The 14,442-nt window shown below is 49.9% G+C and carries 12 protein-coding genes; 7 read left to right on the top strand and 5 right to left on the bottom strand.

Features of this window, described 5'->3' with window-relative positions; translation table 11 throughout:
• Positions 1–21 precede the first annotated feature (21 nt).
• From atpD to A3K86_RS17180, 7 genes are all read left to right on the top strand, one after another.
• Positions 22–1,428 (top strand): F0F1 ATP synthase subunit beta, encoded by a 1,407-nt coding sequence (gene atpD / locus A3K86_RS17210; protein ID WP_068334112.1) that lies wholly within the window; start codon positions 22–24, stop codon positions 1,426–1,428.
• A gap of 17 nt (positions 1,429–1,445) precedes the next feature.
• Positions 1,446–1,868: a F0F1 ATP synthase subunit epsilon gene (locus A3K86_RS17205; protein ID WP_068334109.1), complete on the top strand. Its 423-nt coding sequence runs from the start codon at positions 1,446–1,448 to the stop codon at positions 1,866–1,868.
• Between the two features lie 173 nt (positions 1,869–2,041).
• Positions 2,042–3,403, top strand: coding sequence for a bifunctional UDP-N-acetylglucosamine diphosphorylase/glucosamine-1-phosphate N-acetyltransferase GlmU (glmU, locus tag A3K86_RS17200; protein ID WP_068334104.1), 1,362 nt, complete (start codon positions 2,042–2,044; stop codon positions 3,401–3,403).
• 251 nt (positions 3,404–3,654) lie between these two features.
• Positions 3,655–4,428, top strand: a complete 774-nt coding sequence (locus A3K86_RS17195; RefSeq protein WP_068334099.1) for a DeoR family transcriptional regulator — start codon at positions 3,655–3,657, stop codon at positions 4,426–4,428.
• Between the two features lie 19 nt (positions 4,429–4,447).
• Positions 4,448–6,283 (top strand): glutamine--fructose-6-phosphate transaminase (isomerizing), encoded by a 1,836-nt coding sequence (glmS, locus tag A3K86_RS17190; protein WP_068334097.1) that lies wholly within the window; start codon positions 4,448–4,450, stop codon positions 6,281–6,283.
• Between the two features lie 385 nt (positions 6,284–6,668).
• Positions 6,669–7,049 carry a helix-turn-helix transcriptional regulator gene (locus A3K86_RS17185; protein ID WP_068334095.1) on the top strand — a complete coding sequence of 127 codons (381 nt, stop codon included), beginning with the start codon at positions 6,669–6,671 and terminating at the stop codon, positions 7,047–7,049.
• 235 nt (positions 7,050–7,284) lie between these two features.
• Positions 7,285–7,647: a helix-turn-helix transcriptional regulator gene (locus tag A3K86_RS17180; protein WP_068334094.1), complete on the top strand. Its 363-nt coding sequence runs from the start codon at positions 7,285–7,287 to the stop codon at positions 7,645–7,647.
• A gap of 73 nt (positions 7,648–7,720) precedes the next feature.
• Here A3K86_RS17180 and ilvA read toward each other — a convergent pair whose 3' ends face one another.
• Genes ilvA through ilvG form a run of 5 tightly spaced genes read right to left on the bottom strand, consistent with a single transcriptional unit; the run spans position 7,721 to position 14,018 of the window.
• Positions 7,721–9,274: a threonine ammonia-lyase, biosynthetic gene (ilvA, locus tag A3K86_RS17175; protein WP_068334091.1), complete on the bottom strand. Its 1,554-nt coding sequence runs from the start codon at positions 9,272–9,274 to the stop codon at positions 7,721–7,723.
• A 4-nt stretch (positions 9,275–9,278) separates the two neighbouring features.
• Positions 9,279–11,120, bottom strand: a complete 1,842-nt coding sequence (gene ilvD, locus A3K86_RS17170; RefSeq protein WP_068334089.1) for a dihydroxy-acid dehydratase — start codon at positions 11,118–11,120, stop codon at positions 9,279–9,281.
• Positions 11,121–11,133: 13 nt separating this feature from the next.
• A complete protein-coding gene (ilvE, locus tag A3K86_RS17165; protein ID WP_068334088.1) occupies positions 11,134–12,072 on the bottom strand; it encodes a branched-chain-amino-acid transaminase in 939 nt (312 codons plus the stop codon).
• 13 nt (positions 12,073–12,085) lie between these two features.
• Entirely contained in the window at positions 12,086–12,370 is a 285-nt protein-coding gene (gene ilvM / locus A3K86_RS17160; protein ID WP_068334087.1) for an acetolactate synthase 2 small subunit, read from the bottom strand.
• Between the two features lies 1 nt (position 12,371).
• Positions 12,372–14,018: an acetolactate synthase 2 catalytic subunit gene (ilvG, locus tag A3K86_RS17155; RefSeq protein ID WP_068334085.1), complete on the bottom strand. Its 1,647-nt coding sequence runs from the start codon at positions 14,016–14,018 to the stop codon at positions 12,372–12,374.
• Positions 14,019–14,442: the final 424 nt, after the last annotated feature.

Genomic DNA, 14,442 nt, shown 5'->3' with positions numbered 1-14,442 from the left:
AATAAGTTTAGAGGATTAACGATGGCTACAGGTAAGATCGTACAGATCATCGGTGCGGTAGTCGACGTAGAGTTTCCACAGGACTCTGTACCACAGGTATACGATGCCCTACACGTTGATGCGAAAGAAAACGGTACGCTAGTACTGGAAGTTCAGCAGCAACTTGGTGGCGGTGTTGTTCGTGGTATCGCAATGGGTACTTCTGATGGCTTACGTCGTGGTTTGTCTGTTGAAAACACAGGCCGCCCAATTGAAGTGCCAGTAGGTACTGCGACTCTAGGACGTATCATGAACGTACTAGGTCACCCAATTGATGAGTGTGGTGAGATTGGTGAGAAAGAGCGTTACTCTATCCACCGTGCTGCACCAAGCTACGAAGAACAATCAAACACAACTGAAATGCTAGAAACTGGCGTTAAAGTTATCGACCTAATTTGTCCATTCGCTAAGGGTGGTAAAATCGGTCTGTTTGGTGGTGCGGGTGTTGGTAAGACCGTTAACATGATGGAACTTATCAACAACATCGCGATTCAACACTCAGGTCTATCTGTATTTGCCGGTGTTGGTGAGCGTACGCGTGAAGGTAACGATTTCTACTTTGAAATGCAGGAAGCTGGCGTTGTTAACGTTGAGAACCCTGAAGAATCAAAAGTAGCAATGGTTTACGGTCAGATGAACGAGCCACCGGGTAACCGTCTACGTGTTGCACTGACTGGTCTAACAATGGCTGAGCGTTTCCGTGACGAAGGTCGTGACGTTCTGTTGTTCATCGATAACATCTACCGTTACACCCTTGCGGGTACTGAGGTATCGGCACTTCTAGGTCGTATGCCTTCAGCGGTAGGTTACCAGCCAACACTAGCAGAAGAGATGGGTGTACTTCAGGAGCGTATCACGTCAACGAAGAGCGGTTCTATCACCTCTGTTCAGGCGGTATACGTACCTGCGGATGACTTGACTGACCCATCACCAGCAACAACCTTTGCTCACTTGGATGCAACCGTTGTACTTTCGCGTCAGATCGCATCGCTAGGTCTATACCCTGCGATTGACCCACTGGATTCAACATCTCGTATGCTAGATCCATTGGTTGTTGGTCAAGAGCATTACGACATTGCTCGTGGCGTTCAGTCAACTCTGCAACGCTACAAAGAGCTAAAAGACATCATCGCTATCCTAGGTATGGATGAGCTATCTGAAGAAGATAAGCAAACTGTATCTCGTGCACGTAAGATTGAACGTTTCCTAACTCAGCCTTACCACGTAGCAGAAGTCTTTACTGGTTCTCCTGGTATCTACGTGTCGCTGAAAGATACGCTACGTAGCTTCAAAGGTCTTCTAGCGGGTGAATACGACGATATCCCAGAGCAGGCATTCATGTACTGCGGCGCGATTGAAGACGTATTGGAAAACGCGAAGAAGCTTTAAGCTAAGTAGGAGGCGATATGGCAGCGATAACCTTCCATCTGGACGTAGTAAGCGCAGAGAAAAAACTGTTCTCTGGTCGTGCTGAAAATATTCAGGTGACTGGTAGCGAAGGTGAACTCGGCATTCACGCTGGGCACACCCCGCTGCTGACCGCAATTACGCCGGGGATGATCCGCATCGTTAAGCAGCACGGCGAGGAAGAAGTGATTTATCTTTCTGGTGGTATGCTTGAAGTTCAGCCTAATGCAGTGACTGTATTAGCTGACACTGCGATCCGTGGTGAAGATTTGGATTCAGCGAAAGCTGAAGAAGCGAAACGTCAAGCTGAGGAGCGTATCCACAATCAGCATGGCGATATCGACTTTGCCCAAGCGGCCAGCGATCTGGCTAAAGCGATCGCGCAGCTTCGTGTTATCGAGCTGACGCGTAAAGCGCGTTAATCAGACGCCTGAAAAGAAAAAAGCGACCTTAGGGTCGCTTTTTTTATGCTTTTTGCGGGGCATTGCAAGTTATTACATGGAAAAAAATAACGGTTAAACCTTAAATCCTAATTATTAGACGGCTACAATGTTGGCTTATTTGTTTTAGAACTGCACCCAAAAGGATACGCTGTATGAACTTCAGCGCTGTGATTCTCGCCGCGGGAAAAGGCACCCGTATGTATTCCAACCTGCCTAAAGTGCTTCATACTCTAGCGGGTAAGCCGATGGTCAAACACGTGATTGATACTTGTAGTGATATTGGCGCTAACAATATTCACCTCGTTTACGGCCACGGCGGTGACACCATGCAGCAGGTATTGGCGCAAGAGTCAGTGAACTGGGTCCTGCAAGCGGAGCAATTGGGTACTGGTCATGCAGTAAACCAAGCGTGCCCTGATGTAGCGGATGATGAAAAAGTACTGATCCTATACGGTGATGTGCCGCTTATTAGTACTCAAACGCTTGATAACTTATTAGATGCGCAGCCTGAAGGCGGTATTGCTCTTTTGACTGTGGTGCTGGATGATCCTACGGGTTACGGTCGTATCGTGCGTCGCAATGGTCCTGTGGTGGCGATTGTTGAGCAAAAAGATGCGAGCGAAGAGCAAAAGCTGATTAAAGAAATCAACACTGGTGTGATGGTCGTCAACGGCGGCGACATGAAACGCTGGCTGGCGGCGTTGAAGAACGATAACGCGCAAGGCGAATACTACCTTACTGACATTATCGCCATTGCTCACGATGAAGGTCGTGCAATTGAAGCGGTTCACCCAGCAAACCCTATCGAAGTGGAAGGGGTTAATAACCGCGTTCAGCTAGCGAAATTGGAGCGAGCGTATCAAGCGATGCAAGCAGAACGCCTGCTAGAGCAAGGTGTGATGCTGCGCGATCCTGCGCGTTTTGATCTACGTGGTGAGCTGCAATGCGGTACCGACGTTGAAATCGATGTGAACGTGATCATCGAAGGTAGCGTGTCACTGGGTAATAACGTAGTGATTGGTGCCGGTTCTGTCCTGACCGATTGTGAAATCGACGACAATACCATTATTCGCCCATACAGCGTGATTGAAGGCGCTACTGTGGGTGAAGATTGTACTGTGGGTCCATTTACTCGTCTGCGCCCAGGTGCTGAGCTAGTGGGTGACTCTCATGTCGGTAACTTCGTTGAAATGAAAAAAGCGCGTTTGGGTAAAGGTTCGAAAGCTAATCACTTAACCTACCTTGGTGATGCTGAGATCGGTGAGCGAGTAAATATTGGTGCTGGTACTATTACTTGTAACTACGATGGCGCGAATAAATTTAAGACTGAAATTGCCGATGACGTGTTTGTTGGCTCTGATAGTCAGTTGATTGCACCGGTGAAAATTGGAGCGGGTGCGACCATTGGTGCGGGTGCGACCATTAATCGCGATGTGGGTGAAGGTGAACTCGTGATCACTCGTGCTCCAGCACGTACCGTGAAAGGCTGGAAACGCCCACAAAAGAAAAAATAGGCCACTTATTATACAGTGAGTCATTTTGATGATGAGAGGCAGGGATTTCCCTGCCTTTTTTGTTTCTCTCTACACTTATTTCCTTCACACCGACTTTCTTCTCTGCCTCGCTTATTTCCTCTTTGTTTGACGGCTTTATTCTCCTGACATTATTCGCATTGATTAATAACTGCTTAGCTATTGATCACATTTCTTTTGCTTTGCTATCCTTAAGTTTCAGAACGAAACTTACAAATAACAATTCAAAACTTATGTCGAAGCGAAACACTCAGCAACGCCGTCATGGCATCGTGGCTTATATCAATGAGCAAGGCGAAGCCAGCGTTGATTTTTTGGCGCAACATTTTGCAACCTCCGAAGTTACCATTCGTAAAGACTTGGCAAACTTAGAACAAAATGGGTTGTTGCTTCGTCGCTATGGTGGCGCGATTGCGATGCCATCTGAGTTGGTTGCCAACGAAGACAGCGAAGAGCATGTTTCGGTTCGTAAGTTAGCGATTGCCAACGCGGCTGCGGCGCGTATTCGCGACCATAACCGTCTGATCATTGATAGCGGCAGCACTACCGCCAGCTTGATCCCCCTGCTTAATGACAAGCAAGGGCTGATTGTGATGACCAATTCCCTCAATGTTGCCAATGCCCTTAATGAGCTTGAAAACGAGCCGACGTTATTAATGACGGGCGGTACTTGGGATCCGCACTCAGAAGCCTTTCAGGGCCAAGTTGCGGAGTCGGTGCTGCGATCGTATGACTTTGATCAACTATTTATTGGTGCCGATGGCATCGACATCGCACGAGGGACTACAACTTTTAATGAGTTGATTGGTTTGAGCCGAGTAATGGCGGAAGTCTCCCGTGAAGTGGTGGTGATGGTGGAATCGAGCAAAGTCGGTCGCCGGATCCCCAACCAAGAATTGCCGTGGCAGAGCATTAGCACGCTGATCACCGACGATGGTTTATCAGCAGACGCGAAACAACAGATTGAACAATGTGGTGTGCAAGTGATTTGCGCATCCGTCGAATAAGATTAGGAGAACACTGATTATGTGCGGAATCGTGGGTGCGGTAGCACAACGTGATGTTGCGGAAATTTTAGTAGAAGGACTACGCCGATTAGAGTACCGCGGCTATGACTCTGCAGGTGTCGCGGTGGTTGATCCGCAAGGTAACCTGAGTCGCATTCGTCGTTTGGGTAAAGTGCAAGAGTTGGCGGATGCGGTAGATAGCAACCCGTTGATTGGTGGCACGGGCATTGCGCACACTCGTTGGGCGACCCACGGTGAACCTTCTGAGTCTAACGCTCACCCGCATATGTCCGGTGAGCACATTGCTTTGGTACACAACGGTATCATTGAAAACCACGAAGAATTGCGTGAGCAATTGACTGAGCGTGGCTACATCTTTGTTTCGCAAACCGACACCGAAGTGATCGCTCACTTAGTTGAGTGGGAACTACGCAGCGCAGCGACGCTATTGGAAGCGGTGCAAAAAACCGTGGCTCAACTTGAAGGTGCGTACGGCACTGTGGTGATGGATCGTCGTGACCCTGAGCGCGTTGTGGTGGCACGTTCTGGCAGTCCATTGGTGATCGGTTTAGGTGTTGGTGAGAACTTCTTGGCCTCTGATCAGCTAGCGCTTCTGAATGTCACTCGTCGCTTCATGTTCCTTGAAGAAGGTGATGTGGCAGAAATCACTCGTCGTGAAGTGAACGTATTTGATCACAGCGGTGAGCCTGTGGTGCGTGACGTTCACGAGTCTAATTTGCAGCAAGATGCGGCAGATAAAGGTCAGTACCGCCACTACATGCAAAAAGAGATTTACGAGCAACCAAGCGCGCTAACCAATACCATGGAAGGCCGTATCAGCAACGATAGCGTGATTGTGGAAAGTATAGGTAACGGTGCCACAGACATTCTAGAAAAAGTAGAACACGTACAAATCGTAGCCTGTGGTACTTCGTACAATGCCGGTATGGTGGCTCGCTACTGGTTTGAAGCGATGGCGGGTGTGAGCTGTGATGTGGAGATCGCCTCCGAGTTCCGTTACCGCAAGTTTGTGACTCGTCCAAATAGCCTGTTGATCACCCTTTCTCAGTCTGGTGAAACTGCCGATACACTGGCAGCGCTACGCTTGGCGAAAGAAAAAGGTTACATGTCGGCGATGACCATTTGTAACGTTGCGGGTTCATCGCTAGTTCGTGAATCTGATCTGGCCTTCATGACCCGTGCTGGCACGGAAATCGGTGTGGCCTCGACCAAAGCGTTCACGACACAGCTTGTTACTATGCTGATGTTTGTTACTGCGCTGGGTAAAGAAAAAGGCATGATTTCCGCTGAGAAAGAGCGTGAAATCGTCGCTTCGCTCCACCAGTTACCGACTCAAATTGAGAAAGCGCTGGCGTTCGATAAGCCAATCGAGCTACTGGCAGAAGATTTCGCGGACAAACACCATGCGCTGTTCTTAGGTCGCGGTGAGTTTTACCCGATTGCAGTGGAAGCGTCGCTGAAGCTGAAAGAAATCTCGTACATCCATGCTGAAGCTTACGCTGCGGGCGAGCTAAAACACGGCCCACTGGCACTGATTGATGCGGATATGCCGGTTATCGTAGTGGCACCGACCAATGATTTGCTTGAGAAGTTGAAATCAAACATTGAAGAAGTGCGTGCCCGTGGTGGTCTGCTGTATGTGTTCGCAGATAGTGAAGCAGGCTTTGAACCATGTGAAGGGATGAAGATCATCACTATGCCGCGTGTCGATGACATTATTGCGCCAATCTTCTACACAGTACCGATGCAGCTGCTGTCATACCATGTCGCGTTGATCAAAGGCACTGATGTTGACCAACCACGTAACTTAGCGAAAGCGGTAACCGTGGAGTGATCCACTGACCAAAATGTGCATTTAAGTGCACGTATTAAGTTTGAGAAAAGCACCCTTTTGGGTGCTTTTTTCGTTTCCCTCCCCGCTAGCGTCCTTGGTTAGCGTCTATTCTCTAGTACATTGATGATGATTTTTTAGCAGATCGCTTCCGTTAGCGACTTGTTCGCCTAATTTATTTGATAGCAATGCCGAGATATTGCGAAATGAAAATCTAGATAGCGGTGTACAACTTTCTGCGAATCAAAATACAAACCGTCATTGAGGGTGTTTTTTTAAGTGTTTGATTTATAGGGTTTGTACTGTGTTGGTCATATTGGCGCACCATGTGCAGGTAAGGTCATGAACACTAAGTCGTCTTCTATTTGATGTGTATTGGAGGTTAGCCATGACAGATTCCAAAACCAAAATTGCCGCACGTATTCGTGAAGCGCGTGAATGGAAAGGTCTTACTCAAGTGCATATGGCGCAGCAATTGAAAGTTGCCCGTCAGACTTACTTGGATCTTGAAACCGGAAAAACCGAACCGCGCGTTCGTTTGCTGTCGGAGATCTCAGAGATCACCGAACGCCCGCTCACTTGGTTTGTGTATGGGGATGAAGGGATCGAGATCCTAGAGAGTGAATACAAAGAAGAGATCGATCGTTTGCTGCAATACTTTAGTCGTTTACCCCATTCGGCACGTAACGTTATTTTGCAGCAAAGCATTAACTTAGCGGGCTTTATGGCTGAGTACACCAAGGCGTTAACTCAGCGCGATAAAAGGTAGTTAACATTTATGTAACTGTATTCATAGTGTTTGGTTGTATGACCTTGTGGGCAATATGGAAATAACTATGTCTACTTAGGCTGACATTGGCGGTTTAGGGTCACAGTTTCTGTTTCCACTCGGTGACGCGCTGTACGCGGCAGGCATAATTTCCTATCTATTAACAACTTAGTTATGCCTTTAGGCGATCGTTAGCAGCCACGCAAGCTACAACGATGAAGTAGATGGTAAATGCATGAATACTTCCAAATTACTGATCGCCAGTAAAATTCGTGAGGCGAGAGAGTGGAAAGAAATCACTCAAGTTGGAATGGCCAAAAAGCTCGGTGTTGCGCGTCAAACTTACCTCGACTTAGAGTCGGGTAAAACTGAACCACGTGTATCGACTTTGGTAAAAATTGCTGAAGTGACCGAGCGGCCATTGGCTTGGTTTTTATTTGAGGAAAACACCGGTTGTAACCCATGCGATCTTCAGGAAGATACTCAGCAGCTGGTAAATATGTTGGCAGAAGTGCCACCAGCCTTACGAGCACGCTTGATTGAGCTCAATCTTAGCTTTATTTCGTGCTGGTTTGAGCAACAAAATAAAAAGACCTAGTAGGGCGGATATCCCATTCACCCAAGTAGAAAAGCAGCCAAAGGCTGCTTTTTTTGGGTCTGTTGCTGCAGGGTTACTGGGCGAGGAAGAAACGGTAAGCCGGGTTTTCGGTTTCATCTTGCCATTGGTAACCAAGCTCACGAAGGTAACTGGTAAAGGACAAGATATCTTGTTGTTCCAGCTCAAAGCCACACAGCACGCGGCCGTAATCGGCACCGTGGTTACGGTAGTTGAATAAGCTAATGTTCCAGCGAGTGCCCAAGGTGTTTAAGAATTTAAGCAAGGCACCTGGGTATTCAGGGAATTCAAAGCTGTACAGTCGCTCTTGGAGCGGCTTGGATGGACGACCACCGATCATATAGCGCACGTGTTGCTTGGCCATTTCATCGTCAGATAAATCCACCACCGGATAACCACCGTGACGTAGATCGGCGATGATATTGTCGAGCTCGTCTTGTCCTTGCTGTAAGCGCACCCCGACAAACACATTGGCTAAGCTGTCATCGTTATAGCGGTAGTTAAATTCGGTAACCGCTCGTCCTCCTAAGATATGGCAGAAATCCAAGAAGGCGCCTTGGCGCTCAGGAATGGTGACCGCCAAAATACCTTCGCGTTTTTCCCCGAGCTCACAGCGCTCAGATACATAGCGCAAGCCATGAAAGTTGAGGTTTGCACCTGAGAGTACTGCTGCTAACTGTTGCTGGTGGATCTGGTGGGTATCGGCGTATTTCTTCAAGCCCGCCAAAGACAGCGCGCCAGAGGGTTCGGCAATGGCGCGAGTATCTTCAAAGATATCTTTCACCGCCGCACAGATTTCATCTGAGCTGACAGTGATCACGTCGTCCAAGTGTTGCTGGCAAAGACGAAAGGTTTCATCGCCGATCCGTTTTACCGCGACCCCATCGGCAAACATGCCGACATGATCGAGCGTCACGGGCTCACCTGCATCTAGTGCGGCTTGCAAACAGGCTGAGTCTTCAGCCTCGACACCAATGACTTTGATTTGTGGTAGCAGTTGCTTAAGAAGTACTGCAACGCCAGCCGCTAAACCGCCGCCCCCCACGGGTAGGAATACATAGTCGAGGTGACCGTTTTGCTGCAATAACTCCATGCCGATGGTGCCTTGCCCGGCAATTACAGCAGGGTGATCAAACGGCGGAATGAAGGTAAAACCGTGGCGCTCGGCCAGCTCAATGGCGTGGGCTTTGGCTTCATCGAAGTTGTTGCCGTGTAGCACTACTTTGCCGCCAAACCCTTTAACCGCTTCGACTTTGATATTCGGAGTGGTCAATGGCATGACAATCGTGGCTTGAACGCCAAGTTGTTTTCCCGATAGGGCTAACCCTTGGGCGTGGTTGCCCGCTGAAGCGGCTATCACCCCTGCTTGTTGTTGAGCGACAGTTAATTGCGCCATCATGTTGTAAGCGCCACGGAGTTTGAATGAGTGGACGGGCTGGCGGTCTTCTCGCTTTAGGTGGACGTGGTTACCGAGTCGCTCGCTCAAGCGAGACATGGTTTGTAATGGGGTGACTTGCGCCACCTCGTAGACAGGGGCACGCAAAATATCCCGTAAGTATTCGGCGCAGGTTAATGGCTGCGGGGCGAGTTGAGGTTGTGGTTGACTCATAACACTACCCTTCCAGTTTACTTTTATCGCGTACTGCACCTTTGTCAGCACTGGTTGCCATACTGGCGTACGCTCTGAGTGCCAACGAGACTTGGCGTTGGCGATCAACGGGTTTCCAGCCTAATTGGTTTTGTTGCTGGCGACGGTTATCGAGCTCTTGCTCGCTCACGGCTAACGAAATCGTACGGTTGGGAATATCAATCTCAATGGTATCGCCGTCTTGGACTAAGCCAATAGCACCACCGTTGGCAGCTTCCGGTGAAGCGTGACCGATTGATAGCCCTGAAGTCCCGCCCGAGAAACGGCCATCGGTCAGTAAAGCACACTCTTTGCCCAAGCCCATTGATTTAAGGTAAGTGGTTGGGTATAGCATTTCTTGCATTCCCGGTCCGCCTTTGGGTCCTTCGTAGCGGATCACCACCACATCGCCCGCTTTTACTTTACCGCCTAAGATCCCTTCTACCGCCGACTCTTGGCTTTCAAACACCACGGCTGGACCCGTAAATTTGAGGATACTTTCATCAACGCCTGCGGTTTTAACGATACAGCCATCAAGGGCGATATTACCTTTAAGCACTGCTAAGCCACCGTCTTGGCTAAAAGCGTGTTCTTGGGTGCGGATACAGCCGCCTTGGCGATCATCGTCCAAGGTGTCCCAACGGCAATCTTGAGAGAAGGCTTTGGTGGTACGGATCCCTGCTGGACCTGCGCGGTAGAAGGTTTTTACGTCATCTGATTCGGTTTGCATGATGTCGTATTGGGCTAGTTGTTGCGTCCAATCAAGCCCTAGCACGGTTTTGGCTTGGTTGTTGAGCAGCCCGGCGCGGTTTAGTTCGCCCAAAATGCCAATTACCCCACCCGCGCGGTGGACATCTTCCATGTGATATTTTTGGGTGGATGGTGCGACTTTACACAAGTGAGGCACTTGCCGTGACATCCGATCGATGTCATTCATGTCGAAGTCGATTTCCCCTTCTTGTGCCGCCGCGAGCAAGTGAAGCACGGTATTGGTTGAGCCGCCCATAGCAATATCGAGCGCCATTGCGTTTTCAAACGCGGCTTTGGTGGCAATATTGCGTGGTAGCGCAGTGGCATCGTTTTGTTCGTAGTAACGTTTGGTCAGCTCGACAATACGGCGACCTGCGCTGAGGAACAGTTGTTCACGGTCGGCATGGGTCGCCAGTAGTGAGCCGTTACCCGGTTGACTCAGTCCAAGAGCTTCGGTCAAACAGTTCATCGAATTGGCGGTAAACATGCCAGAGCAAGATCCACAGGTTGGGCAAGCGGATCGTTCGATCTGCTCGCTTTGCTCGTCTGATACCGTTGGATCCGCGCCTTGGATCATGGCGTCGACTAGATCCAGCTTAAGGATTTGATCGGACAGTTTGGTTTTGCCCGCTTCCATTGGGCCGCCTGAGACGAAAATCACCGGAATGTTGATCCTCAGCGCGGCCATTAGCATCCCTGGGGTGATTTTGTCACAGTTAGAAATACAGACCATGGCATCGGCACAGTGGGCGTTGACCATGTATTCAACCGAATCGGCGATCAGCTCGCGTGAAGGCAGTGAATACAGCATCCCACCGTGGCCCATCGCAATACCGTCATCCACGGCAATGGTATTGAATTCTTTGGCGATCCCGCCGGCTTGCTCGATTTCTCTCGCAACCAGTTGGCCTAAATCTTTAAGGTGAACGTGACCCGGTACAAACTGGGTAAAGGAGTTCACCACCGCAATGATGGGTTTACCAAAGTCTTCTTCTTTAACGCCAGTGGCGCGCCAAAGGGCGCGCGCACCAGCCATGTTACGACCGTGGGTAGTGGTGGCTGAGCGGTATTGTGGCATGTCCTTATCCCTCTTACTTCTTTTGTGGGTATACGTAATCTAACCAGCCCCACTTGTCTTCAGTGGTGCCGTTAAAGAGACCAAAGTAGGTCGCTTGCAGATCTTGGGTGATAGGGCCGCGTTTGCCGCAGCCGATTTCAATTTTATCGACGGTGCGCACAGGTACGATTTCCGCCGCAGTGCCAGTCATGAAGATTTCATCGGCTAGATAGAGTGCTTCGCGGGCAATGTTGGCTTCGCGCACGTCATAGCCTTTATCACGGGCGATGGTCATGATCGAATCACGGGTGATCCCCGGAAGGATCGCGCTGGTGGCGGGCGGTGTGGTTAGCACGCCATCTTTGATCACAAAGATGTTTTCCCCTGCCCCTTCAGACAGGTAACCGTCCACGCTAAGGGCGATCCCTTCATCATAGCCATGACGACGGGCTTCACCGCCGACGAGCAATGATGATAAGTAGTTACCGCCTGCTTTCGCAGCCGTTGGAATGGTGTTGGGTGCGGCGCGGTTCCAGCTCGAAATCATGGCATCAACCCCGTTCTCGAGTGCTTCTTCACCTAAGTAAGAGCCCCAAGGGAAAGCGGCGATGATCAAATCCATTTCGGTATCTGCGGGTGGACAAACCCCTAACCCGACATTACCGACAAAGCCGAGCGGGCGGATGTAGGCACTGTCGAGTTTGTTTTGACGCAGGGTTTCGCGGGTCGCTTCCATGATGTCATCGACCGAATATGGGATTGGGAAGCGGTAGATTTTGGCTGAGTCTTTTAAGCGCTGGGCATGCTCACGATGACGGAAGACAATTGGTCCGTTTGGGGTGTTGTAGCATCGTACCCCTTCGAATACCGAGGTCCCGTAGTGCATCGCGTGGGTTAGCACGTGCACGTTGGCGTCAGCCCAAGGAACCATTTCACCATTGAACCAAATGAAATCCGCAGTTTTCGTTGCCATAGTATTGCCTTCCTTATGCGTAAATCTGTTGTTGTAAGTTGTTATTCGGGAGCGCATTGTTGCTGATCACACTGACATCGACGGTGCGGATATCCCACAGCTTTTCGATTTGGTTGGTCAGAAATGAAATCGGGCGATCGCTGTCGACAATGATCTCGACGCTCGCGACTTTGCTCTCGTGATTTTGGGTTGCTGCGACTTGCTTAATGATGAAGCCCCGATGACGAATGACACGAAGAACACGCTCTAATAGCACGGGTTTATCATCGGCTTTGATATCGATTAGGTAACGTTCCATCTTAGGTGTTCTCCAGCATGTCGTTGTTTGAGGCGCCCGGTGGTACCAGTGGCCATACGTTTTGTTCTTCGTCGATCACTACGTGCAATAAATAAGCAGTGTCACTGGCAAGCATTTCGGCCAGTGCTGGCGCGACTTCTTCTTTGCGTGTAATGGTTTTGCCCTGAATATCGAATGCCTTTGCCAGCATTACAAAATCAGGGTTGTCATCGAGGATGGTCTCGCTGTGGCGACCATCAAAAAACAGCGATTGCCATTGGCGCACCATGCCCAGTCGTTGGTTGTTTAACAGCACCATTTTTACTGGGATTTGGCGACGCTTCAGGGTGCCGAGCTCTTGGACATTCATCATGAAAGAGCCGTCACCTGAAATAAGAATAGACTGATCATTGGGTCTTGCGACGGCAGCGCCCATCGCGGCGGGTAAACCAAAGCCCATGGTGCCTAACCCTGCCGAGGTGATGAAGTTTTGCGGCGCGCGTGGCTGGATATGTTGCGCTGCCCACATTTGGTGTTGGCCCACATCGGTTGCCACCATGGCACTGTCAGGCATTGCATCAGATAATTGTTTCAATAACGCAGGGGCGTAGATTAAATCCCCCGGATGGTCGTAACGCCATTTGCAGTCGCGGCGTAATTGATCGCAGTGGCTCAGCCAAGGGGTGATCGATTGGCTTAATTCAAGCTGAGGCAAGATGGTATTGATATCGCCGCGCAGTGGCGCATGAGCATGACGCAGTTTATTGAGCTCGGCTGCATCGATATCAAGGTGGATCACTTTGGCATGAGGGGCAAATGTGTCTAGCTTGCCCGTCACACGGTCATCAAAACGAGCGCCCACCACCACTAACAAATCGGCTTCTTGCACGACCAAGTTAGCAGCTTTGGTACCGTGCATGCCCAGCATACCTAAGTAGTGTGGGTAGTGGCGTTCAATGGTGCCAAGGCCTTTCAGGGTACTGACGGCAGGCATAGGGTTTAATGTTAGGAATTGGCGCACAGTGTCGGTCGCTTTGGCTAACTGCACGCCCCCACCGACATATAACACTGGGCGTTGGCTGTGGCTCAGCAGTTGCTGAGCAGTATGTAGAGCTTGGGGACAGACCGCTGGCATCGCGGGTGGCGCAAAGAAAGGAAGGTCGACAACAGGTGCTTGCGCCAGTTGAACATCTTTGGCGATATCAACAATTACCGGCCCTGGACGCCCTGTTTTTGCCACTTCAAACGCTTCAGCCAAAGTCGGGACGAGTTCATCGATATCGGTCACTAGGTAGCTGTGCTTAGTACAGGCCAGCGACATTCCGATCACATCCATTTCTTGAAACGCATCGGTGCCGATGTGGGAGCTGGCGACTTGGCCTGTGATCGCGACGATGGGAATTGAATCAAGAAACGCATCGGCGAGTCCTGTGACTAGGTTAGTGGCCCCCGGTCCTGATGTTGCCATGCATACCGCGACATCTTGGGTAGCACGCGCCATGCCTATGGCTGCCATTGCTGCGCCTTGCTCGTGGCGGCAAAGGATATGTTCGACTCCCCCATCGTATAGGGCATCGTAGATCGGCATGATTGCCCCACCCGGATAGCCAAATACCGTGGTTATTCCTTGCTGCTGCAGCGCTGATACAACTAACTCTGCCCCTGTCATCACATCCCCTTATTCCATGTTGCGGATTGTCTATTGCTTGCAGTGTGTCGGTGCCAACTTGTGTTTCATCTTGAATCGCATTGGCTTTGTTATAAAAAAGCCCCCGTACCTGGTTGGGTGACGGGGGCTTGTGCGTTTGTTTGCATTTGCGGCTATTTAGCGCCTAGCACTCCCCGTCGCGGTGAGAATAATCACCACGAAGACGTTAATAATGAGAGCGAGTGCTGAAGCGTTAAATTGCATTGGTTCTTTATCCAAACTAATTGTCTATTTGTTGCGCTTCTTTAGTGGTAACACAGACATGAGTCGCATGACAAGCAAAAACTCAGGATTTGTTTTCATTTTCTCTGCATATATAGGCTAAGCATGAAACGAAATGATTAACTTTCATTAACTTATTGGTTTGATAAATGTGCAAGGTGAA

The organism is Photobacterium jeanii, assembly GCF_001650345.1.
GTDB classification, from domain to species: Bacteria; Pseudomonadota; Gammaproteobacteria; order Enterobacterales; family Vibrionaceae; genus Photobacterium; species Photobacterium jeanii.
Note: the sequence above shows the minus strand (reverse complement) of the source record. Positions and strands in the feature narration are given on the sequence as shown.

Coding starts and splice junctions, on each gene's coding strand:
- glmU (WP_068334104.1), top strand. CDS start 2,042: ATGAACTTCAGCGCTGTGATTCTCGCCGCGGGAAAAGGCACCCGTATG.
- glmS (WP_068334097.1), top strand. CDS start 4,448: ATGTGCGGAATCGTGGGTGCGGTAGCACAACGTGATGTTGCGGAAATT.
- ilvD (WP_068334089.1), bottom strand. CDS start 11,120: ATGCCACAATACCGCTCAGCCACCACTACCCACGGTCGTAACATGGCT.
- ilvE (WP_068334088.1), bottom strand. CDS start 12,072: ATGGCAACGAAAACTGCGGATTTCATTTGGTTCAATGGTGAAATGGTT.
- ilvG (WP_068334085.1), bottom strand. CDS start 14,018: ATGACAGGGGCAGAGTTAGTTGTATCAGCGCTGCAGCAGCAAGGAATA.
- atpD (WP_068334112.1), top strand. CDS start 22: ATGGCTACAGGTAAGATCGTACAGATCATCGGTGCGGTAGTCGACGTA.
- A3K86_RS17185 (WP_068334095.1), top strand. CDS start 6,669: ATGACAGATTCCAAAACCAAAATTGCCGCACGTATTCGTGAAGCGCGT.
- A3K86_RS17205 (WP_068334109.1), top strand. CDS start 1,446: ATGGCAGCGATAACCTTCCATCTGGACGTAGTAAGCGCAGAGAAAAAA.
- ilvM (WP_068334087.1), bottom strand. CDS start 12,370: ATGGAACGTTACCTAATCGATATCAAAGCCGATGATAAACCCGTGCTA.
- A3K86_RS17195 (WP_068334099.1), top strand. CDS start 3,655: ATGTCGAAGCGAAACACTCAGCAACGCCGTCATGGCATCGTGGCTTAT.
- A3K86_RS17180 (WP_068334094.1), top strand. CDS start 7,285: ATGAATACTTCCAAATTACTGATCGCCAGTAAAATTCGTGAGGCGAGA.
- ilvA (WP_068334091.1), bottom strand. CDS start 9,274: ATGAGTCAACCACAACCTCAACTCGCCCCGCAGCCATTAACCTGCGCC.